Source organism: Alicyclobacillus pomorum DSM 14955 (genome assembly GCF_000472905.1).
In the GTDB taxonomy this organism is placed as follows: Bacteria; Bacillota; Bacilli; order Alicyclobacillales; family Alicyclobacillaceae; genus Alicyclobacillus_A; species Alicyclobacillus_A pomorum.
This window is the reverse complement of the sequence record NZ_AXAR01000007.1, coordinates 106,578-129,273: the sequence shown is the minus strand read 5'-3', so window position 1 is coordinate 129,273 and position 22,696 is coordinate 106,578. Positions and strand designations below refer to the sequence as shown.

Below are 22,696 nucleotides of genomic sequence, written 5' to 3'. Positions count from 1 at the left end.
TCATACCCTCCCAGAACTCACACGGTCATTGTCGTCGAGATAGCGCAGTTGCACACAGGGATCTGCCTCTGCAAACGCCAGCACGTCGCGGTGGCAAGTCAAGTACACCACCTGCAGGTGCTCTGCAAAGTCGCGCAGCGTAGAGAGCGCGGCGGATAGGCGGTGCGGGTCAAAGTTGACGAGGGGATCATCCAGTATGACAGGCAACACCACACCCTGCTCCGCGTATTCGCCTACGACAGCCAGGCGTAGCGCGAGATACACTTGTTCCTGTGTGCCGCGCGACAGTTCCAACACGGGCCATGCGCGGCCCTGCGCATCTACCGCTGTCAAATCCGTCGCACCCCGTTCCCCGGTGTGCACGTTCAGTTGGACGTACTTCCCGTGGGTCATGGTGGCAAACCAGCGGCTTGCAAGTTCCAGCACCTTCGGCCGGTGCGCCTGTTCAAAGCGGTGCCGTGCCTCCTTCACGAGGTGCAGGGCGAGAAGGTGCACGGCGTACTCGCGCGCCAGTGCTCGTTTCTCATCTTCCAACTGATGGACTCTCCAGTACAGGTCCAACGCAGATGGGCCGTCCTCCCAAGTGGCCAGTGTTTGTTCCAACTGGTTGAGCGTCCGCGTCACGGTGTCGAACTGCTGCTTGGCCTCCCGCACAGCCGCTTCACATGCCTCCAGTTCCTGTTCCAATCCATCGCGTGTGGCCTCATTGAGACCCGAAACTTCCGCTTCATACGCTGCCTGGCTGCCGAACATGCCGTACAGCTGGTACTGCAACTCCCGCACTTCGTCCTCCTGCCGTTTCACCTTCGCGTGTGTATCCAACAAAGCGGCGTACTGTTCGTCCGTTGCGACGCCGAAGTCCTTGTACCACTTCGACTTTTCGTCCGTTCTTTCCCGCAGCTCGCGCTCGGCCACAGTCAATGCCTCGCGCACCTGCTTCAGGCGGTCAGCCATGCGTTGTCGCTCTGCATTCCGTCGTTCTACGTCCGCAATCGCGGCTTCTGCACGGCGCAGACGCTCGCACAGTACCGAAACCGCAGGCGGTATCCAGTCTGCGGAGCCCGATTCCACGGTCACTGCCACTTCTCCCTGCAGCACTGATTCCATCCCGCGCGACAGGACGTGCTCCGCTTCGCGGCAAAACGATTCCACCTGCCGCTGCAAGGTTTCCACCACTTGGCGTTGCTCACGCAGTCGCGACGTGAGTGCTTTGTACTGGCGGACCCGTTCCAATTCCATGTGAAAACTCGCCGGTGTTTGTTCAGACTGTTCCAGCCCGTAACGGCGAAGCCACTGTGCCCACGCCTCGCGCACTTGCGCCTGCTGTGCTCTGGCGTCAGCGAGCTCTCTCGCCTGTCGCTCACGCTCGGCCTTCGTTTCCTGCGCTCGTAGACCGAGCGCCACCAGTTCGGCAAACCTTTCTTTGTCGGCCTCGTACACACGTCGTTTGTCCCGCAGCGTACTCCGCACCTCTTCGGGTTTCAGGCGTGTTTTCTCCTCCTGCGTAAACGAGCGCAATTGGTTCATCCGGTCTGTCAACGCCCGACGAACGGCCTCTCGTTGTGCGCGCAGTTGTCGGGTGTGCGCTGACGACGAATCGTCACTGGCTTTCACGCGGCGCCGTACCGTCCACCACAAGCCGAACACCAACGCCCCGATGCCGACCACAGACACACCGACGTCGAGGAATGAATGGGTCGCGAGCCACGTCGGCGTCGCCCCTATCATCGCCATCACAGCTGCGGCCGCGGTAAACACCCCTGCCAGCGGTATGGATGCCCCCGCTTGCGCGGGTCGCATCTCGTCTTGCAGGACGACCCATTCTGCATCCATCCGCCGCAGCTGCTCTACTTCGCGTTCCCCGTCAGACCACACCCATTCATCCTCGGCCAACCGCTCCAGAACGTGTGACACCGCTGCCTCCTCTGCACGCAGTTGCTGAACGGAAGGCACCGTGCCGAGACGCTCGCGGCAAGCTGCCTCGTACGCCTGCAGTTGTTCGCGATGGAGTCGGTCCTGGGCAGCCAGTTGCCGTTCGAGCGCGTCGACCGCGCGCTCCCAGTGCTCCCATTGCCCATGCCAATGTTGGACAGATGCCACGGCTTCGGAACCGGTCTCTGCGCCTTCCAGCGCCTCGTCCGTCCACAGCGGTGACATGTGCTTGCGCAGTTCGACGCGCTGTCGCTCCGTTTCACGCAATTCGTCCATTTTCTCGGCCAAGGCTTGTTCCTGTTGCAACACGCCGGAAGACTGCATCACCAGCTGGTGTACGCGCACCACATCTTCGGCATCCAGGTGCACGGCAGGCATTTCGGCCACGCGCTTTTCCAACTCTGCCTGTTGTTTCACCAGGGCTTCGACGCGCTGTTGTGCGCCCGCGATTCGCTCTTTGCACACAGCGAGTGCGGAGACCGCCTCTTCCGTCACCGGCGTGTGAGGCGTCACCTGGCGGAGCGCTTCCATCCGTTGGACCAGCGCCTGATGCAGAGGGAGTGCCTCCAGTCTCTTTTGTACACGTTGCTTGGCCTGCAGCGTTTCGTGCCACTGCTCCTCCGCCCGTAGCCGCTCTCGCCGCAGCTTCTCCACCTGCGCTTGCAGCCGCTCATACGATTCCACACCGTCGCGTTTGTCTAACCAGGCCCGTTTCACCGCTTCGAGTTCTGAAAGACATTGGTTCAGTCGGGCGTTGCGTGCGCGCCTGTCCGGGTTAAATAGGCTCTTCGCAGCCTGACCGAGAAAAGCTTCCAACTCTACCGGCGACACCCCACCCGTCGCGCCCAGCGAAAACATTCGTCTGGCAAGCACGGCGTCCGACCGCTGAAGGTCGGTCAGTTCTGCCAATTGAAAACTAAACACGGTTCTGTACACCGCATCTTCCACTTCAGACAACTCCGGGAAGTGCTCCTTCAGCACATCCTGACCGGCCCCAACAATCCCAGTGTCAGACGTGATTTTTAGCGGACTCTTGCGGCTCAACGCCCGTTCCAGATGGTACATCGTTCCATCCGCATTCGAGACCACCAGGCTGCCCGAGGCACCGCGTCCTGGGTGGATGGCGCGTTCCGCCATCGTCAGGCGCCCGAACAGGATGCCGCGAATTCCGGCGAGAACCGTGCTCTTGCCCGATTCATTCGCGCCGTACACGACGGTCAGTCCCGGCCCGAGGTCGTCTAGGACCGTTCCGTTGTGGCGGCCAACTCCGTACAAAGACAGTGAGTGAAACATCATGTGGCATCGACCGCCTTTTCCACCTGCGAGAGAATTTTCATCTCAGCATCGCGGAGCAATTGGAGCACGTCTTCGTCGGACCAGTTGTCAACGGAAAGGCCTGTGCCAGGGTGAAAGAGATCTTGCAACAACCGCCGCAATGCCGAACGGGTAGCCTCGGCGTCCTGTCGATAGTCGTCGCACAGCCGCAGGACTTCACCCACAAAGGTCCGACTGTGTGCTAACGCCGCGCGATCCAGCGGAGGTTCCGTTTCCACGTCGACTCGTTCAATGCAGACAGGCCACTGGAGATGTTCCAGATCCGCTTGGAGCGCTTCGGCCATGTCCACCTCTTGACCGGACAGTACGTTGTGCAGACGCGTCCGTCCCGACAACTGAATGCGAAGGACCACACCTCCACCGTGCTGTGCGTTCCGTTGCATGACGTGTGCAATCTCGTCGCGAAGCTGTTCTCGCACCTCGGCAAGATCTTCGATATCATCCAATGCCAGCTTCACGGTGGCAAAACGAACGGTATCGGTGGGCACAAACTGCAGCTTCGTCCGGCCGTCCTCCAGGACGTCGACGAGGTACACGCCGTGAGCACCGCTCTCCTTGATGTGTCGTCCTTGAGGATTTCCCGGGTACAAGACAACCGGGTTTTGCGGCTTTAACACGCCCGCCTGATGAATGTGGCCAAGTCCCCAAAAGTCGAAATTCCGTTTCTCCAACTCTGCAAGGGACGTGGCCGCGTAGTTGGCATGTCCGGATGCGGATCCGACCACGCCGTGGTACAGTCCAATCGCGTAGTCCACATCCGGTCGGCGCACAAACTGTGCGGCCAACGAGGCAAACAGTTGCGGGCTGCGATAGCTGAATCCGCTGACCTGGACTCGAGTTTGTCCTGCCGTTTCAAATACATGGGAGGCCACGACATCATCATCCGACAACGATGCAGGAATTGGAGGAAAGGTCACCACGTTGTCTGGCCAAGTGAACGGGTGCGTGGCATCGAGCGGATCGTGATTGCCGTGACACAGAAAAACTTTGATTCCGGCGCGCTGCAAGGTCTCAAAACCACGCCGCAGTTCAAAGAAGACACTCATCGGAACGGACGCGGAGTCAAACAAGTCCCCAGCGATGGTGACAAACTGCACGTCGTGGTCCAGCGCCGCCCGGACAATGCGTTCAAACACGCGGTACGACGCGTCTTTCAACCGCTCCAACCACGCCTCCGACACGCGCTGGTTGGCCCCGACAAACGGTGTACCGAGATGAATGTCCGCTGTATGTAAAAATCGAAACGGACGCAGCACGATAACCCCTCCGAACTGTCCTTTCATCCCTACACTGTAGCCCATCCTCGCCTCGGATTCAATTTCCATCCCCATCCACATACGCAGCACGGATCCTCTCGCACACATTGTCGCGCGTAGGCATATGTCGATAGATATAGCACCTAGCATCGTCACGAATCTTGGAAGGAGTGACACGTTGCCATGTCCACGCACGAGGCGTCGCTGGAGATACGGCCACCGTCCAAATCGGTCTCGAAAACGCGCCTGTTGATGGTATCTGGTGTTGGGCTCTTGTTTGACTCGATGGACGTTGGGCTGTTCTCATTTGTTCTGGTTGTGCTGTCAAAGCAATGGCACCTGCATCAAAGCGTTGCGGGGCTGCTCGGCAGTCTTGGATTTCTCGGCATGGCGGTCGGATCCGCTTTGGCAGGGTTGCTTGCGGACCGATTCGGGCGAAAAACGATGTTCATGTGGACGCTGCTCATTTACAGCGTTGCCACCGGCTTGACGGCGTTTGCCTGGGGCATCGGCATTTTCATGGTCCTGCGGTTCTTGGTTGGATTTGGCCTTGGCGGCGAACTGCCGATTGCCACGACGTATGTTCTGGAGTCCTCGGAAGATTCGGAGCGTGGCCGCCGCGTCGTCCTGCTCGAAATGTTCTACGCGTTTGGCTCCCTGGCCGCGGCCATCATCTCGCGGTTGGTGATTCCATCCATCGGTTGGCGCATGGTTTTCTTGATTGGAGCGCTGCCCGCACTGTACGTCCTCGTGCTGCGGCGACAACTGCCGGAGTCGCCGAAGTTTCAGGCGTTGACGAGGCAGTCCATTGCGAAGACGTTTTCCACCCTGTGGCAACCAGGCGTGATTCGGGGAACGGTTGTCACGTGGCTGCTGTGGTTTGCCATGAACTTTGCGTTTTACGGCGTGGCTCTGTGGCTACCTTCCATCCTCGCCCAAAAAGGGTACTCGGTCGTCAACAGCCTGAGCTACGTACTGATTATGGACATTGCTCAAATTCCGGGTTATCTCGCAGCGGCTTGGCTCGTGGAGAAGTGGGGACGCAAACGCACCCTGGTTCCGTTCATGTTCCTCGCTGCGGTCTCAACGCTGGGCTTGGGCTTCGCATACGGGACTGCGTGGGTACTCGCGTTTGGCCTGTTGCTGAACTTCTTTATGCTCGGTGCGTGGGCTTGCACGTACATTTTTACTGTCGAGCAATTTCCCACACACGCCCGCGCGTCTGGCATTGGATGGGCGGCAGGATTTGGACGCATTGGCTCCATCCTAGCACCGTGGATGGTCGGTGCGTTGATAGAGGCGCATGTTGGGTTCGGCACCATTTTCACCGTCTTCTTCGTTGTACTCATCATGGGATTCCTCGTGGTATCCGGATTTGGACGCGAGACGAAAGGCGAAAACATCGGGTAAAGTTCTGAAGCCTCACATAACCAAACGACCTGCCAACGGGTGGCAGGTCGTTTGGATTTTGAATCTTCGCAACTGCGTTGTGCGCAGTTCACTTGTATGGCGACGGCAAACTTACACTGCGACCAGCAAGCTCTCGAGGTACCCACGGAGTAGTTCCTCCATGCCGTCCTGTGTGGTTTGCTTGTTGATCTCCTCTCGAAGCTGAGCGGCTCCTGGCATGCCCTTGATGTACCACGCCGCGTGCTTCCGCATCTCGCGAACACCGATAACTTCCCCTTTATCCTCGACCAACAGGCGCAGGTGCTTGATAGCCACCTCGATGCGCTCTTCAAAACTCGGCCGTGGAAGCCGTTGACCGGTTTTCAGGAAGTGAGTGATTTCGCGGAAAATCCATGGATTGCCGAGTGCCGCACGGCCTACCATGACGCCGTCGCACCCAGTCTCATTCAGCAGTCGCAGCGCGTCTTCCGGCTCCGCCACGTCGCCGTTCCCGATGACGGGAATGCTCACCGCCTCTTTGACTTGGCGAATAATAGACCAGTCGGCGCGCCCGCTGTACATTTGCTTCGCCGTCCGACCATGCACGGCCACCGCCTGGGCGCCCGCATCTTCCACCGCCTTGGCCACTTCCACAGCGTTGACGTGATTGTCGTCCCAACCTTTGCGGAACTTGACAGTGACAGGTTTATTGACCCGTTTGACGACCGCGCGGACAATCTCCGCAGCATATTTTGGATCGCGTGCGAGTGCTGCTCCGGAACCGTTCTTGTAGATTTTCAAGACCGGACAGCCCATATTGATATCGATAATGTCCGCATTGGTCTCGCCGACCATCTCGGCGGCCATCACCATGGATTCCTTATCGTAGCCGACAAGCTGCAAACTCACAGGATGCTCGTCGGGGAGTATCGTTAACATATGCTGGCTCTTTTTGCTCCCGTTCACCAGCGCTTTATCACTGACCATCTCCGCGCAGACCATGCCCGCGCCGAGGTGTTTGGCAATCTTCCGAAACGGTGGGTTGCACACGCCAGCCATAGGCGCCAGGATCACGGGATTGTCAATCACGACGTTGCCGATTTGCATGCAATCCCCTCCTCCGTCATTCATGTGAACGCCGTTTTGAACACCGCACCATTCCTGTGTTTTGCAAAACGTCACTCACATAAGGTACCAGAATCGGGAGTGCCTGTGCAAACCATTTTCATTTCCAAAGCAGCGTCGTCATCCCCGATATGCAGGATTAGTGCATGGCCATACCTGCGGTAAGGAAAAGGTCGACGAGCCACCACACGCCGACGATGAACAGCAAGAGGTGCCCGATGACAATTGGGAACGTGAGCCCCCCAATCACAGTGCACGCCAACATGGCGACACCGCTGGGAACCTTGCCACAGTACATTCGATGAATGCCCAAGTAGCCGAGAAAGAACCAGAGTACATAAGCAAGTGCCACCGATTTTCCCATACTCACTCCCCCACCAGCGCGACATGCCCAACGGATCTGGACTTCAATGGATCAGCGCCTTCAACTTACCATATGCTGGGAGAGCCTGTCTGAATGTAGACCAAACCACAAAGGCCTCCGCGCGAGATGCACACGGAGGCCTTTGTGAGCAGCTTACATCAATTTTGATGAGGATGTGTTTCCATTGGATGCACCGCTCGTGAACACGTACAGTACACAGACGATGATTACCGCGCCGGCGGTCAGCAACGTTCCATACAACGGCGAGGTCGCAACAATGCCGACGAAAATGACTGCCAAAGCCAGCAGCGCAACGAGAGAACCGAACGGAAACCCACGCTCAGCATCCCGCGCCCGGCTTCGAATGTGAGCGAGCGCCAACATCATCCACACCAGTACGACAGAATACCCTGGGATGACCATAAGATAGTTGAACGTGTCAGCGCCGGCGAAGATAGCGACAATGACACCCACGTAGAGAAACGATGTGCTCACGAGGAGGGCGCGTACGGGGACCCCTCGCTTGGACAGGCGTGCGAACCACCGCGGCGCCTGGCCTTCCAGCGCTTGGGAGTACAGCACGCGAGACGCTGCAAACATCCCGGAATTGGCCGTAGACAGTACTGCTGTCAGTATGACGAAGTTCATGATATCCGGCACAGCGGGTACGCCAATCGCCTCGAAGACGGTCACAAACGGACTGCCTACCGCACTCACCTGATTCCACGGCACCAGGCTGATGATGACGAACAAAGGCAGCACGTAAAACAACAAGATACGGAAGATCACACCGCGCGCGGCCCGCGGAATGACGCGCTCAGGGTGTTCCGTCTCGCCAATGGCCATGCCGACCATCTCTGTGCCGCCAAATGAAAACATGACCACGACCATCGCCGAAAACCATCCGGCAATCCCCTTCGGGAACAGTCCCCCGTGGCTCAGGACGTTTGAAAACCCAACGGCGGGGTGGTGGTTGAATCCCGTGAACAACAGGGCGCCGCCGAGGAAGATAAATAAAATCAAAACGGCAATCTTGATGCCCGCCAGCCAATACTCTGTCTCGCCGTACACGCCAACCTGGTATAGATTGACCAAGGTGATGGCAACCGAAACAATCAGGGACAGGCACCACAGAGGAACACCAGGAAACCAGCGCTGCAGCAGAGCAGCTGCAGTAAACGTCTCCACCGCCATCACGAGCACCCAATCCAGCCAGTACATCCAGGCTGCCACGTGGGCTGGGAAGCGCCCGAGGGCGGTTTCAATCAAATCGCGAAATGTCCTGGCCGCCGGGTGTTTCACGGTCATGTCCGCCAGTCCCTGCATAACAAATAAGAGAATCAGTCCGCCGACCAGATATGCCAAAATCACCGAGGGTCCAGCCTCACTGATGGTGTCCGCTGATCCCCGGAACAACCCCGCGCCGATGACGCCGCCGAGGGCCATCATCATAATGTGGCGCGCCTTGAGACTCCTTTGTAAACTCTGCTCTTCCTGACCTGTACTCATGCTAACTCTCCTTCTCCCGATGCGCTCAGCTCAACTCGCGTCGCGAAACGTGGTCCGTGCAGACTTTACGCCGGACACTACTGCATCCCGGATTTCCGCGACGCTTTCAATAGCGTTTGTTAATACATATCACATGCGGAGGCGAGTTGACAATGGGGCCGTCTCGCTCAGACCAGTTTCACCGACCGACCTTTCTCAGCAAACTCCAGGAGCCGCCGTGTTTCCCGGTACATGTGGCTCTTGCGCGGCGCGCCGAGAACCACCGAAATGCGAACATGGTCTCCTTGCTTCGCAGCAAACGCCAGACAATACATGGCTTTGGAGGTATACCCGGTCTTTCCCCCAATGACGTCTCCGAAAGTGGTGTTTTCCAGGTACATGAGTCGGTTTCCGTTGCGAATCTTCTTGGACGCCACCGTGTAATCCTTGGTCTGCATCGCAGCCACAATGCGCGGATATTTGATGGCTTCTTTGAGAATCAGCGCGATATCGCGCGCAGTGGACATGTGGTCGTCGTCATGCAAGCCGTTGGGGGTAATGAAGTTGGTGTGCGTGCAGCCAATCAGTCGCGCCTTGAGGTTCATCATCCGCGCAAATCCTTCTTGAGAGCCGCCCACCGTCTCAGCTACGGCGTAAGCGACGTCGTTCGCGCTCTTCAGCAGAATGGCGTGCAGCGCGTCTTCGGCTGTGATGGTGGTATCCGGCTTCAAGCCGAGACGGACTCGGGGCTGGCTCGTGGCCGTGGCGCTGACGTACACGGGATCTGTCGGTTGTAAGTGGGTCACTAACAAGATGGCGGTCATCAGTTTGGTGGTACTGGCTGGATACATCGGAGTATCCACGTTCTTGCTGTACATTACTTTTCCTGAATCCGCGTCCATGACAATCGCCGACTTCGCGTTGATGAAAACCCGCTCCGCAGCGTCAACACTTGATCCTTGAACCAAGCACGCAGCCATGCCAAAGAGGATTGTCAACGCGAATGTCGCGAATTTGGACGTCAACCGTTTGCATTTGTGTCTTCGAATTCGTTCACGTAGCCCGTTCATCCGAACACTCCTTCGCTCGCTTCCCCTATAAAATGAGCGAAGGTTTTCGGTTTTATGCCGGATGTTCGACATTCTGCGCTTTGGTGACCGACTGCGCTTACGTCTCCTCTGACGGCGCCGGGTTTTCAGGCGCCACGAGAATTCGACGCGCCACCTGCTCGTCTAATGCGTACGACTGGTCTCCGACGCGAATGGGTACACCCACCTCATACGGGCTCCGCCCATCGGGCACGTCCAAAATGGCTCCCGGTACGATGCCGGCCGTGTGGAGAAAGCGCAATAGATCAAGGTCTTCCTCCGCCTGCTCGTAAATGCGGATGACCTTGACCGTGGCCGGTGCCGCAATGTCCGTTAATGGAGTGCCCTTGGTTTGGCGTGCGCCTGACCCAGGAATCACGTTGCCGTGGGGGCATGTGGTCGGGTGCCCGAGTTTCTCGTACAACCTCTCTTCCACCAGCGGCGACACGGCGTGTTCCAAGCGCCCCGCCTCCACGTGGGCGTCCGCCCAGTCCAGCCCGAGTTCATCGCTCAGCCAGCGCTCCAAGAGCCGGTGGCGCCGGACAATCACCTCCGCTTTCTTGCGACCCTCCGGCGTCAGCACGATTTCACGCCCTTCGCCCGATGTGACGTATCCTGCTGCCGTCATTCGCTGCACGGTCTGTGTCACGGTCGGCCGCGCAACATGTAAGTAATCAGCCAGTACGGAGGCCAGCACCGTCTCACCTTCCGTGTCTAGTACGTAGATGGCCTCGAGGTACTGTTCCAGTCCGTGTGTGCGTGGCACCACTGCGTCCTCCTCTCTTATCCTCGCAGGACCCGACAGTGTCCCCACGGCTCTCCCGCGAAAGCGAGGGTTACATGGTCGTCGTGGTCCAGCGGACCAACCCCAGCGGGTGTCCCGGTATACACAATGTCACCCGCTGCCAAGTCAAAGTGTGTCGCAATGTAGTCCAGCAGCGCCTGCCACGAAAACAACATGTCGCGAGCAACGCCTTTTTGGACGATAGTCCCATTTTTCTCAAGAGTAAACGGCGTTTCCACCAACAAGTCCCAGTCTTTTACCCTGCGGAAATCGGTGAGCACCGCGGAGTTCCGGAATCCCTTCGCGAATTCCCACGGCTGCCCAGCGGCCTTCAGCCGATTCTGCGCATCCCGGTCCGTCAAGTCCAAGCCGAGCGCTATCCCACCTACACTCTCCGTGTAAGCGCGGCCTGGACGATGACGGTCCTGCATATATAAGACAATCTCCAGTTCATGATGAATATTGGCCCTCGCCTCGGGAAGGACCAGGTCTCCAGCCGCCACTGCAATGGCATGTGTCGGCTTGCCAAAAATCAACGGCGCCTCTGGAACTGCGTTGCCCAGTTCCAAGGCGTGGTCTTGGTAATTCCGTCCTACGCAAAAGATGTTGCGAACCGCCTCGCGCGCCTTCGCGGCGGATAGAAACACTTCCCCAAACACGCGTCCCTGCACCAGTCTACTCCCCCCACGAATCCATTCGCTCCTATTCTATCACACGAAAATCGTGCATGACTTGGCGCAGGTCGTTCCACAGCGCAGCCTCGTACGCATATATATCCCCGAGGCTTTCCTTCATGGATGTTGCCGCTGCATCCGCCGTCTCAGCTTCTGTCCTGGTGTCCAATCCGCTCACGGTTTGTGACCACGCAGAGACAACATGACCCACGTCCATCATCCGCTGCCCCCATCCACGCAACGCATCGTCTCCCAATGCCCCACTTTCCTTCCATTCCATCAGCGTTCGCAGCAAACCGGCGGCGTGCGCATATCCTTGCCGCAAGTGAAACAGGTCTTTCTCCAGTTTCATGAGGATGTTGCTGCGGTGCACAACCAATGGACTGAATCGAACAGCGCGGATGGCTTTCTGCACATCGTCGGAAGCGCGGTGCAATTCTTCAATGTAACCTCGCGTCTCCTTCTGTAGTTTCACCCCGGCAGACAAATCTGCACCTTGCAAGGCCCATTCACCCATTTCCCGAAAACGGCTGGCAAGCCGCTCACCGGCCTGCGTCACAGCGGCTCTTGCGGTCGGTGTATAGTCCGGCGGAACAATAAACATATTCACCAAGACAGCAATGACAGCACCGAGTACGGTATCTACTACCCTCTCGTACGCATAGTACGTGTAGTGGTGGCCGCCCACGGTCATGACCATCATCGCACTGACACCGACCTGGGGAATCGCCTGCGAGCCAAGGCGGAGCCAGGTCGCCAGTCCCGTGCCGATAAGCACAATCAGAGCAATGCTCCAGCCGTGCAGGCCAATCCACCGCACGATACCTGTGGCCAATAAAACGCCGACGACAATCCCAATGACCCGCTGATACCCCCGCCAAATGGACTCTTCCACCGTCACCTGCAGACATAAAATCGCGGCCAACGGGGCGAAGTACGGGCGCTCTGATCCGGTCCACTGCGCGACTTCCCACGCCACGCCTGCCGCCAACGCCGTCTTCCAAATTGGACTGATGTTGATGAACCACTTCCATATTGAATGTCCCATATCGGGAGTATGCCCAGCTTCCCTCACAGGATTGTGAAGGCCGAAAGTCTTAATCCTGATGGCGTACCGTCCTAACCCGCGCGCTGGATGTCCGGCGCCCCCTTCACGTCGTACGCTGTGTTCACACACAGTCGGCTGCAGGCCGACGACGAGGAGGACAACAATATGACGCCAACACCGCAACCTGTCATCGCAATCACGGGGGCCAGTATGGGACTGGGCTACGCTCTGGCCAAAGAACTTCTTCAGCTTGGGATATCGGTTTCGATTTGCGCCCGGCGGACACAGCAGCTCAAGCAGGCACTGCAATCACTCGCGCCCCTTGGCAACGTGGTCGGATTCACTGGGGATGTGGCAGCCCCCTACTTTCGCGGTCATTTCGTGAAGCAGACCCTCGAACGTTTCGGCAGGTTGGACGGCATCGTCAACAATGCTTCCACACTAGGAGACCTGCCGCTTCCACAACTGAGCAACACCTCCGCGGCCAACTTCCGCAACGTGTTCGAGGTCAATACGTTCGCCCCGATGATGTTGATTCAGGAGGCCAGCCCTTACCTTGAGCGACAGAAGAAGGCCATCGTCCTGTCATTGTCCAGCGACGCTGCGGTGGGCGGCTACCCTGGTTGGGGCGTGTACGGAAGTTCCAAAGCTGCCCTTGATTTGCTCACCAAGACCTGGGCAGCCGAACGCCCCGCAGGCCCTGTTGTGTTCTACTCGGTCGATCCGAGCGACATGCAGACCGACATGCACGAAGCGGCCAGCCCGGGCGACGAAGGCTTGGCAGATCCAGCCGACGTGGCGAAGGTCATCTCACGCCTGTTTCATCCCTTGCTAGACGGCTCCGAGTTCCCGTATCCCAGCGGTTCTCGCATGCAAGTGAGCGGTCAAAACCTAGTACTGAAGGAGGAACGATGACATGACTGCGGCGAGCCCTCTCGACCTCCATTTACATCTGTCGCAAGTGCCTGCCCCTGCATCGCGGCCTCCAGAATACCGCGGATTGAGACGCGACGAGGTGCGACTGCTCGTCATCGACAAGCACACCGGAGCACGCAGTCATGCGCGATTTTACGAGCTGCCGGACTACCTCGCAGCCGGTGACGTCGTCGTGGTCAACACGTCAGCTACTATTCCGGGGCGTTTGAAGGCGCGAGTCCGAGGTCAGACATTGTACATTCATTTGGCCACCAAACTCGATGCACATCGGTACATCGTCGAGCGCCGGACGGCCGGTGGCGGGCCCGACCGGCAGGCGTTTGCCGCCCACGAAACCATTGACATTCTCCACCCTTTGACGGAGCAGGTGGTTGCAACGCTGGTGGTCGAGCAGCGCTTTCACCCAAACAGCCGGCTGTGGGAAGTAACCTGTGACCGCGACTTGTTCGCGCTCGCCGCGAGGGTTGGAGCACCCATTCGCTACAACTACGTGGATGGCCACTACGACACATCCATGTACCAGACCGTCTTCGCCCACCATCCCGGCTCGGCGGAAATGCCGTCCGCGGGTCGGCCATTTACACATGACGTGCTGCGCAATCTGACCCTCAAAGGCATCAAAGTGCGCTCGTTGGTGCTGCATACCGGGGTCTCCAGCCATGAAGTGGAGACGGATCTTAGTCAGTACCCGGTGTTGCCTGAGTGGTATTCGGTTCCCGAAGGAACCGCAGCCGCAGTGAATCAGGCGACGAGGGAAGGGCGACGTGTGATTGCCGTCGGAACCACTGTGGTACGCGCGTTGGAGAGCGCCGCAGACACAGACGGCTGCGTGGCGCCGACCTCCGCTTGGACCACACATCTGGTGACACCCGACACCCCGCCAAAAGTCGTGACAGGTATTGTCACGGGTTTGCACGAGAGCCAGACCAGCCACCTCGCGATGATGTACGCGTTCACCCGGCCGGTTTATTTGCAGAAAGCCTATCAAGACGCAGTCGAGCGTGGCTACCTGTGGCATGAGTTCGGGGACGTCAGCCTCATTCTGTGAATGAGGCGTTATCTTCAAACACCAAATGCATATACGTGCAAATTCTCGCAACACTCTCTACTTTCTGTGATACTATCTACTCAAAACGCAGTATAGGAAGGACGCAGGGTGACATCCTCTGACAACCAACTCACAACGGATACGCAACGGCTGCAAATCCTCAAAGATTTGGCAGAAGCGTTGAATGAAGCGACCGATGTTTCGGAAGCGATGGCAGCCATTCTGCCTCGGCTCAGCAACGTGTTGGGGCTATCCACGGCATGGGCGTTCCGCTACGACCCAGACCGCAGCAGCTTCGTCGAAGTCGGCGCCAGTGGTCTACCGCCGGCGCTCGCCTGCAACGACGCGGCCGCACTCAAAGATGGGTGGTGCGAGTGCCAAGAACAGTTTGTCGCGGGGCGTCTGAACAAGGCTGTCAACATCGTCCGCTGCAGCCGCCTGCGGGACGCCGCAGGCGATAAGGCGGGACTGGTTTATCACGCGAGTATCCCTCTGCGCAGCAAAGGCAAGCCGCTTGGCATCTTGAACGTCGCCGCTTCGGGTCACAGTGTCTTTACAGAACCTGCACTTCAGTTGCTGAGTACGATTGGTCACAACGTGGCCGTGGCGGTTGACAGAGCAGGCATTCTGGCCGATGAACGCCACCGCGCCAAACAGTTGAAAGCGATGTCGGAGATGGCTGCCGAACTTGTAAGCTTCGTGCAACCGCGTGCGATTCTACAATTTGCCGTTACGCGCTTTGTCGAACATCTGGGGTACGAGTCTTGCGGAATCACTGTGGGAAGTCCGGATGGCCAACGGAACAAACCTCGCCTCGTAGCTGCCGCGCACCGATTGGATGCGGAAAGACAACACAGCTACTCGTACAAGAATTTTGACGAGACGCCACTGTTGCCTGAACACGAGCGAATTCTACTTTCTAATACAAGAAGTGTCCTCGTACGACAAATTCCGCACAGCGACTACTTCATTCGACTCGAAAGCCAGTGTCCAAACAGCTACCGCGAGACGGACGAAGACTTGCTGTCCGCCTTTGCCTGGCATCTGGCGGCTGCGCTGGAAAACGCACGCTTGTACCAACAGTCATTGGACGACGCCAAGTGGGCGGAGCGCCGGAAACTGGCTGCAGATCTGCACGACGCCGTCAGTCAGCGGCTGTTTTCCGCGCTGTTATTGACGCGGACTGCAAAGCTGTTGTTGCAGTCCTCGCCCACAGCGTCAGAAGTCACCGAAGCCGTAGCCAAAGTGGAGCGACTGATTGCCGACAGCCAGCAAGAGATGCGAGACCTCATCCACACATTGAGGCCGCCCGACGACCGAAGTTTTTTCGCGCTCGTCCGCGAGCGGGTGGCTCCGCTGCAACTGCATGGACAAACCCGGATCCACCTGACGGCGGAAGGCGCAGAGGACATCGCTCTCAGCTTTGAACAACGTGAGGCGCTGCTCAAGGTGGTGGACGAAGCCCTCCACAACACCTTGAAACACGCCCAAGCCAAGAACGCATACATCCACATCTTGCACGAGGCGCACCGACTCGCCATCTCCATCCGCGACGACGGTGTGGGTTTCGACGAGACCACCGTCTCACACGGCCTCGGAACCACTACGATGTACGAGCGCATGCACCACATCGGTGGATCCTTGCGGCTCTTGAGTCAACCCGGGAAAGGCACCGAAGTGGTGTGTGAATTGCCGCTGCGTTGCGGCCGAAACGCACTGGACCGCGAAGACTCGAGGAAGGAGTGAACCGTCGTGAGCCAACAGGACACCATCCGAATCGCGATTGTCGATGACCACCCCATGGTCCGCGAGGGACTGCGCGCCTTTCTGCAGTTGTCGAGCGACATAGACATCGTGGCGGAAGTCGGCACCGGAGCGGAGGCCGTGGAACTTGCGGAAAGCGAAGCGATTGACGTGATGTTGATGGATTTAGTCATGCCAGGCAAGTACGATGGCGTCGCCGCCATTCGGAGCATTGCCGAGTCTCACCCCGACATCCACATCATTGCGCTCACGTCGTATCAGGAAAAAGACCGGATGGTGGGAGCCATCCAAGCTGGCGCCATCAGCTATCTTCAGAAAGACGTGAGTCCTGAGGACTTACTGACTGCCATCCGACAGGCTGCGGTGGGTCGAACAGTACTGGACCCAGCCGCTCTCGACGCACTTCGGAGCCTTCAGAACGAGTCTGGATCCTCGGGAACCCCTGTTCACCACGCGAGAAACACGTCGTCCGCCGGACGACAAGAAGCCCTTACGCAGCGCGAACAGGACGTGCTGGAAGCGCTCGCACAAGGCATGTCGAACAAGGAAATCGCCGCCGAGCTGGGCATCGCAGAGAAGACGGTGAAGGTGCACATCAGCCACATTCTCGGCAAACTGGGTGTATATGACCGCACCCAGGCCCTGCTTGCCGCATCGCGACGCGGCTTGATCCAACTTCAATGAGGCGACAAGTTGAGTTCTGCATAGCCAAGTCAGTGCTTTCGCCATGCGCTGAGCAAAAAGGCGGCTGTCCAAACACAGCCGCCTTCTCATTGTCCCACAGGTAGAGGGATACCGGCTTTCGACGCATGGGACTCCTCACCGGAGTTTTCCTACCTGAAAATGCACCGTGTACCCTACCGCAAATCCGTGGGCTCCGCGCTTACGCGCAATACGTTTCAAACATCTTCTTCAAACGGTCTGCGACATGTTCTGCACTCGTCCCTTCGATGTCGCTGCGGTGCAACATATCGACCAGTTTGCCGTCTTTGAACAGCCACATGGACGGTGAGGATGGTGGATTGTTCTCGAAGTACTCGCGCGCTCGCGCGGTGGCTTCTTTGTCCTGACCTGCGAAGACCGTCACCAGTTTGTCCGGCTTCTTATCGCCTTGGAGAGCCATGGCCACGCCGGGACGAGCAATACCACCCGCGCATCCACAGACGGAGTTCACCACCACCAGTGTGGTTCCGGTCTTATCTTGGAGAACTTCATCCACCTCTTCTGGCGTACGTAGTTCGCGGAAACCGATGCCGGTCAATTCATCGCGCATGGGTTGAACCATCATTTGATAAAAGTCGAGTTCCAGGCTCATGGGCCAGACCTCCTTTATGAGTTGAAGACGCTGGATTACCTACAATTCATTATATCGCTTCCGCCCCGCCATTGACAGTTTTCGAAACGTCCGCAATTTCGGGTCCTCTGCGGTTGCATCAGGGATCTATGTACGGGTATAACTTGAAATGTACTTTTAGAAACGTATTCAAATCATCCCGTAGAAATAGTCCGAACGGACGTTTTCGCGTCGCTCGATGGGGAAGTATCTTAATAAGAAGTATTCTACGCGACAAGCAGGAAAACCTTTACGGACGTTTCTGTCACGCCGAGAGAAAAGAGGATCCGCATGCCTATCACATCCAACTTCCTCAACGCCTGCCGCAGACAGCCGGTGACGCACACGCCGGTGTGGTATATGCGTCAGGCCGGAAGATATCAACCGGAGTACCGTAAAATCCGAGAGAAATACTCACTCATTGAAATTTGCCAGATCCCTGAACTCTGCGTACAAGTCACGAAACTGCCGGTAGACCAGTTGGGGGTTGACGCCGCCATTCTCTTTTCCGACATCATGGTTCCCGTGGGTGCCATGGGTCTCGCGTTTGAGATCAAGGAACATGTGGGCCCCGTGATTGAGAATCCCATCCGGACTGCAGCCGATGTGGATAGGCTTCGCGTATTTCATCCAGAAGAAAGCCTCCCATTTGTGCTGGAAAGTATTCAACTGCTGAAGCAAAACTTGAACGTGCCATTGATAGGATTTTCGGGCGCTCCGTTTACGCTGGCCAGTTACATGGTGGAAGGTCGCCCGTCGCGAGACTACGTCAAGACCAAGCAGTTGATGTGGAGTGCCCCGGACATCTGGCGAAAACTCATGGACAAGCTGGCAGACGCCACCATTGTCTATCTCAGAGCACAGGTCGCTGCGGGCGCTGCTGCAGTGCAGTTGTTTGACTCGTGGGTGGGCAGCCTGTCCAAGGAAGACTACCTTGCGTATGTATTCCCCACCATGCAGAAGATCTTCGGCGCTTTAGCAGATCTGGACGTGCCAATGATTTACTTCGGAAAGGATACCGCTGAACTGTTGGTCGACTTCACACGAACGGGGGCCACCGTCATTGGTGTGGACTGGAAAATCCCGCTCGCCGAAGCTTGCAGGCGCGTCGGCCGGAACTTCGCCGTACAAGGCAACCTGGACCCGGTGCTCCTCTTCGCACCATGGGATGTCATTGAGCGGCGCGCTCGAGCGATTGTCGAAGCTGGGATTCAACACTCCGGCTTCGTCTTCAACCTGGGCCACGGTGTGACGCACCACAACCCGCCGGTTGAAACAGCGACCCTGCAGCGGTTGACAGCGTTTGTACACGAATACAGCGCGGAATTGCTTCGCGCACAAAGAGGGTGAGCGAAGTGAAGGACACACTCGGCGTCTTGGTGATGGCGTACGGCACGCCGAAGAATCTGGAGGAAGTCGAGGCGTATTACACGCATATCCGGCGCGGTCGTAGGCCAACCCCAGCGTTGTTGCAAGAACTTGTTTCTCGCTATCAAGCCATCGGCGGCGTCTCGCCTCTAAACGAAATTACGACCGCCCAAGGCCTCGGGATAGAAGAATGGTTGAACCGCGACGGGGGGCGGCCGTGCAAGGTCTACTTCGGGATGAAGCATACCTCCCCGTTTATTGCGGATGCTGTCGCACAAATGGCCGCGGACGGAATCCGCGAAGCTGTCACTTTGGTGCTCGCGCCGCATTACTCCACCTTGAGCATTGCGGCCTATCAACGAGCTGCTGACGAGGCTGCCGAACGACACGGAGGCCCTGTCCTGTGGCACGTTAACGATTGGCATTTGCAGCCGAGATTTCTGGATGTGCTCGCAGGCAGGGTACAGGAGGCGCTCTCGCACTACGAGCACCCGTATGATGTCACTGTCGTTTTCTCCGCGCACAGTTTGCCGGAGCGCATCCTCGCCGCGGGTGACCCTTACCCACAGCAACTGCGTGAAACGGGTGAAGCCGTGGCCGCCAAACTTGGCCTTCAGAACTTTACGTTTGCCTGGCAAAGCGCGGGGCGCACAGAGGAGGCTTGGCTGGGTCCCGATATCTTGGACAAGTTGCGCCAGCTTCGCGAAAGTGGCCAAACCAGCATCGTCATCTGCGCTGCGGGCTTCGTGTCGGATCACCTGGAAGTACTCTACGACATCGACATCGAAGCCCAGGCCGTCGCACGCCATCTCGGCATTCACCTGACGCGAACCAAGTCGCTGAACGCAGATCCGGCATTTCTCCACGCGCTGGCCGAAGTCGTACGCGAGCGCGAGCAGCAAGCCACAGGAGGTCGCGTATGAAGAAACACGTTGTCATCGTTGGAGGTGGCATCACTGGTCTGTCCGCCGCGTACGCGCTGCTCAAACGCGCCAAGCGGGACAAACTCAATCTGACCTGCACCGTCCTGGAAAAAGACAACCGCCTCGGCGGCAAAATCAGAACGCACCGCGAGAATGGGTTTGTGATGGAAGAAGGTCCGGATTCCATCTTGGCCCGCAAACCTGCAGGTGTAGAACTCATCCGCGAACTTGGGATTGAGTCGGAGATTGTGGGCAGTAACCCAAAGGGAATGAAGACGTACATTCTGCACCGAGGAAAGCTGGAGAGCATCCCGCCCGGGACCAACATGGGCGTTCCCATGCAATTTCGTCCTTTTGCCACCACTAAGCTTCTGTCCTTGCCGGGCAAAGCGCGCGCCCTATTGGACTTGGTGATACCGAAGTCCACTGTTGAATCCGACGTTGCACTGGGTCCGTTTTTACGCCGACGTCTCGGCGACGAAGTCGTAAACAACATCATTGAACCGCTGCTCGCGGGGATCTACGCAGGTAGCGTGGACGAGTTGAGCCTCAAAGCGACGTTCCCGCAGTTTCTGCAGTTGGAGCAAGAATATGGATCACTCATTCGAGGCTCTCTCCGACAACGACAGAAGGTCCCCACATTGACAGCCAACCACGGTCGAAGCGTGTTTATCACACTGAGGAGCGGCTTGCAAACCATTGTGGAACGACTGCATGACGAACTGCACACCTGGGCTGATCTGCACATCAACACCGCGGTGACTGCCATCCACCGGACAGAGGGCGGTCAATACAGGTTGACTGCGACGCGTCCGAACGGCACTTTTACGCTCACAGCCGACGCCGTTGTGATGACGGCCCAAGCACCCGTGGCCGCCCACTTGTTGAGACCACTGTGCCCGCAGGCCGAGACACTTGGGCACATTCCCTACGTGTCCACCGCAGCTGTGCTCCTGGGATATCATCAAGACACCCTCAACGTTTCTCTGGAGGGGTCTGGCTTTGTCGTTCCGCGTGCCGAAGGTCGCGGGATCACGGCCTGCACCTGGACGTCCAGCAAGTGGCCACATACGGCGCCATCCGGTCAAGCGCTTCTGCGTTGCTACGTAGGGCGGGCCGGACAACAGGAACCGCTACAACAAAGCGACGAAGACATGGTGGCCATGGTGCGTGCCGAACTCGAGGATATTGTCGGGCTCACGTCGAAGCCCTGGTTCACCCGTGTCGTGCGCTGGAACGCGGGGATGCCGCAGTACCTGGTACACCATCGAGAAAAAGTGGAAAACGTTCAGGAGAAGCTGCGTACTTTGGCGCCTGGCCTCTTTTTGGCCGGTGCCGGATACCATGCGGTCGGCATTCCCGATTGCATCGCAGACGGAGAATCTGCTGCCGAACGCGCGCTGCAGTTTGTCGGGTTTGAACATTGAACACAGCCTGGTTCTCTATGAAGGATTCGTGTTTGATAAAGGTTGTACATTCGTTCTCTGCGATGTGGTCGTTTCATACGGGTTATATCTGATGATGAGGTGACGAACGGCCACGTCCAGCCTACGGGCCTTGGTTGGCAGCCATATCACCGGATTTCGAGATCATCGTGTGTTTGGTACGAGTCTTACGCGTTGGCCCGCTGGCCAGACCGGGAAGATGGCGATAACTGCGGGGTCCAGAACCGTCGATGTGAATAACCACGGCGAACGCCGGTGGGCTGCATTCCACGCCGCTGCATCTTCACAATAAACCGATCTAGCTGTTGACTGATGGCGAGAACTTCAGGGTGCGTCAAGCTCCCCTTTTTTTCGGCCATCTTAACCATTTTTCTCCGCAAAAACTCCACGATTTTGTCGGCCGCAACCATTCATCGACACCCTTCCGCTGTTCATCCAACACATGGCACAGGATACCACGATCTCATCGCGAAAATTGACGAACGCCGTCGTTTCACAAATCGTTCAAATTGTATGCGCTTTCTCTTCCAAATTTCTTGGCGGGTATCCGAGTTCTCATGGCAGATGTGAACACATACCGGAAAGTGTCGAGACGTTCTCAACGGTTGTCACTTATTTCAAGTTGACTAACTTATTTTATTATAGTAGCTTATAAATGCATCGTATGACATGCAAACAACGAAGGGATGGTAGTCATGGCGAAATTGCTCTACATTACGGCGAATCCAAAACCTGTGGAAGCATCCTTTGGATTGAAGGTCGGACAAGCTTTCTTAGAAGCATACCGTGAAGAAAACCCTAAGGATGAAATTGTGGAACTCAATCTCTTCCAAATGAACATTCCAGAAATCGATGGCGATGTCCTGAGTGGCTGGGACAAGCTTCGACAAGGTACCCCTTTTGAATCGTTAAATTTGGCTGAGCAAGACAAAATCACGCGCATCAACGAACTGACTGAGCAATTCGTGGGTGCCGACAAGTACGTATTCGTCAGCCCCATGTGGAACCTCAGCATCCCTCCAAGACTCAAAGCATTTATCGATACCATCATGATTGCGGGCAAGACGTTCAAATACACCGAAAACGGCCCTGTTGGACTCCTGATGGGTCGAAAAGCCGTACACATTCAGGCACGAGGCGGAATCTATTCCGAAGGTCCTGGTGTGGACATGGAGTTTGGTGACCGCTATCTTCGAGCTGTCTTAGCGTTCATCGGTATCACCGATGTGGAGACCATCGCTGTTGAAGGAATGGCTTTCATGCCTGAAAAAGCCCAGGAAATTCAAGAAAAGGCGATTGTGCAGGCGAAGGAAGTCGCCAAAAGGTTTGCAAAGGACACAGCACCGGTCGAATCCTGAACGGGGCGACGCTTCCTCACCTCTGGCGAAGTACACCC

The 22,696-nt window shown here is 57.3% G+C and carries 20 protein-coding genes; 9 read left to right on the top strand and 11 right to left on the bottom strand.

Annotated elements, in window-relative coordinates; genetic code table 11:
* Together YWK_RS0109200 and YWK_RS0109195 are read right to left on the bottom strand one after the other, a co-directional pair.
* Nucleotides 1–3,228 carry an AAA family ATPase gene (locus YWK_RS0109200; protein ID WP_026964557.1) on the bottom strand — a complete coding sequence of 1,076 codons (3,228 nt, stop codon included), beginning with the start codon at nucleotides 3,226–3,228 and terminating at the stop codon, nucleotides 1–3.
* The gene (locus tag YWK_RS0109195) at nucleotides 3,225–4,592 is read right to left on the bottom strand and encodes a metallophosphoesterase family protein (protein ID WP_026964556.1); all 1,368 of its coding nucleotides are present in this window, start codon (nucleotides 4,590–4,592) and stop codon (nucleotides 3,225–3,227) included. Before YWK_RS0109195 ends, YWK_RS0109200 begins: the two co-directional genes overlap by 4 nt.
* Nucleotides 4,593–4,706: 114 nt before the next feature.
* Between YWK_RS0109195 and YWK_RS0109190 the strand changes: the two genes are divergently transcribed.
* A complete protein-coding gene (locus YWK_RS0109190) occupies nucleotides 4,707–5,933 on the top strand; it encodes an MFS transporter (protein ID WP_051375411.1) in 1,227 nt (408 codons plus the stop codon).
* 111 nt (nucleotides 5,934–6,044) lie between these two features.
* Here YWK_RS0109190 and dusB read toward each other — a convergent pair whose 3' ends face one another.
* The 7 genes from dusB to YWK_RS0109155 all read right to left on the bottom strand — a co-directional run bounded on the left by dusB (nucleotide 6,045) and on the right by YWK_RS0109155 (nucleotide 12,483).
* Nucleotides 6,045–7,019, bottom strand: coding sequence for a tRNA dihydrouridine synthase DusB (gene dusB / locus YWK_RS0109185; protein WP_035466557.1), 975 nt, complete (start codon nucleotides 7,017–7,019; stop codon nucleotides 6,045–6,047).
* A 157-nt stretch (nucleotides 7,020–7,176) separates the two neighbouring features.
* Nucleotides 7,177–7,401, bottom strand: a complete 225-nt coding sequence (locus tag YWK_RS0109180) for a TM2 domain-containing protein (protein WP_026964553.1) — start codon at nucleotides 7,399–7,401, stop codon at nucleotides 7,177–7,179.
* Between the two features lie 153 nt (nucleotides 7,402–7,554).
* Nucleotides 7,555–8,910: an amino acid permease gene (locus YWK_RS0109175; RefSeq protein ID WP_035466556.1), complete on the bottom strand. Its 1,356-nt coding sequence runs from the start codon at nucleotides 8,908–8,910 to the stop codon at nucleotides 7,555–7,557.
* 167 nt (nucleotides 8,911–9,077) lie between these two features.
* On the bottom strand, nucleotides 9,078–9,959 hold the full coding sequence (locus tag YWK_RS0109170; protein ID WP_026964551.1) for a D-alanyl-D-alanine carboxypeptidase family protein: 882 nt from the start codon (nucleotides 9,957–9,959) through the stop codon (nucleotides 9,078–9,080).
* A 97-nt stretch (nucleotides 9,960–10,056) separates the two neighbouring features.
* Complete coding sequence (locus YWK_RS19175) at nucleotides 10,057–10,743, bottom strand: metal-dependent transcriptional regulator (RefSeq protein ID WP_035466555.1); 687 nt, start codon at nucleotides 10,741–10,743, stop codon at nucleotides 10,057–10,059.
* A 17-nt stretch (nucleotides 10,744–10,760) separates the two neighbouring features.
* Nucleotides 10,761–11,432, bottom strand: coding sequence for a fumarylacetoacetate hydrolase family protein (locus YWK_RS0109160; protein WP_245578573.1), 672 nt, complete (start codon nucleotides 11,430–11,432; stop codon nucleotides 10,761–10,763).
* Nucleotides 11,433–11,463: 31 nt separating this feature from the next.
* Entirely contained in the window at nucleotides 11,464–12,483 is a 1,020-nt protein-coding gene (locus YWK_RS0109155; protein ID WP_026964549.1) for an FUSC family protein, read from the bottom strand.
* 165 nt (nucleotides 12,484–12,648) lie between these two features.
* On the opposite strand from YWK_RS0109155, the gene YWK_RS19170 reads away from it, so the two are divergent.
* The 4 genes from YWK_RS19170 (at nucleotide 12,649) to YWK_RS0109135 (ending at nucleotide 16,915) form a co-directional block, all read left to right on the top strand.
* Nucleotides 12,649–13,398, top strand: coding sequence for an SDR family NAD(P)-dependent oxidoreductase (locus YWK_RS19170; RefSeq protein WP_051375410.1), 750 nt, complete (start codon nucleotides 12,649–12,651; stop codon nucleotides 13,396–13,398).
* Between the two features lies 1 nt (nucleotide 13,399).
* A complete protein-coding gene (locus tag YWK_RS0109145) occupies nucleotides 13,400–14,467 on the top strand; it encodes an S-adenosylmethionine:tRNA ribosyltransferase-isomerase (protein ID WP_035466553.1) in 1,068 nt (355 codons plus the stop codon).
* A gap of 108 nt (nucleotides 14,468–14,575) precedes the next feature.
* Nucleotides 14,576–16,213: a GAF domain-containing sensor histidine kinase gene (locus YWK_RS19165; RefSeq protein WP_051375409.1), complete on the top strand. Its 1,638-nt coding sequence runs from the start codon at nucleotides 14,576–14,578 to the stop codon at nucleotides 16,211–16,213.
* Between the two features lie 6 nt (nucleotides 16,214–16,219).
* On the top strand, nucleotides 16,220–16,915 hold the full coding sequence (locus tag YWK_RS0109135; RefSeq protein WP_026964547.1) for a response regulator: 696 nt from the start codon (nucleotides 16,220–16,222) through the stop codon (nucleotides 16,913–16,915).
* Nucleotides 16,916–17,114: 199 nt separating this feature from the next.
* Here YWK_RS0109135 and YWK_RS0109130 read toward each other — a convergent pair whose 3' ends face one another.
* Entirely contained in the window at nucleotides 17,115–17,546 is a 432-nt protein-coding gene (locus YWK_RS0109130; RefSeq protein WP_026964546.1) for a BrxA/BrxB family bacilliredoxin, read from the bottom strand.
* A 309-nt stretch (nucleotides 17,547–17,855) separates the two neighbouring features.
* Between YWK_RS0109130 and hemE the strand changes: the two genes are divergently transcribed.
* The 3 genes from hemE to hemG are packed head-to-tail and all read left to right on the top strand — an operon-like array spanning nucleotide 17,856 to nucleotide 21,282.
* On the top strand, nucleotides 17,856–18,914 hold the full coding sequence (gene hemE / locus YWK_RS0109125; RefSeq protein ID WP_026964545.1) for a uroporphyrinogen decarboxylase: 1,059 nt from the start codon (nucleotides 17,856–17,858) through the stop codon (nucleotides 18,912–18,914).
* Nucleotides 18,911–19,855, top strand: coding sequence for a ferrochelatase (hemH, locus tag YWK_RS0109120; protein WP_026964544.1), 945 nt, complete (start codon nucleotides 18,911–18,913; stop codon nucleotides 19,853–19,855). Before hemE ends, hemH begins: the two co-directional genes overlap by 4 nt.
* Nucleotides 19,852–21,282, top strand: a complete 1,431-nt coding sequence (gene hemG / locus YWK_RS0109115; protein WP_026964543.1) for a protoporphyrinogen oxidase — start codon at nucleotides 19,852–19,854, stop codon at nucleotides 21,280–21,282. Before hemH ends, hemG begins: the two co-directional genes overlap by 4 nt.
* Nucleotides 21,283–21,467: 185 nt before the next feature.
* On the opposite strand, the gene YWK_RS19160 is transcribed toward hemG, so the two are convergent.
* Complete coding sequence (locus tag YWK_RS19160; RefSeq protein WP_035466552.1) at nucleotides 21,468–21,710, bottom strand: aspartyl-phosphate phosphatase Spo0E family protein; 243 nt, start codon at nucleotides 21,708–21,710, stop codon at nucleotides 21,468–21,470.
* A 285-nt stretch (nucleotides 21,711–21,995) separates the two neighbouring features.
* Between YWK_RS19160 and YWK_RS0109105 the strand changes: the two genes are divergently transcribed.
* Nucleotides 21,996–22,658 carry an FMN-dependent NADH-azoreductase gene (locus YWK_RS0109105; RefSeq protein WP_026964542.1) on the top strand — a complete coding sequence of 221 codons (663 nt, stop codon included), beginning with the start codon at nucleotides 21,996–21,998 and terminating at the stop codon, nucleotides 22,656–22,658.
* The last annotated feature ends 38 nt before the right edge of the window (nucleotides 22,659–22,696 follow it).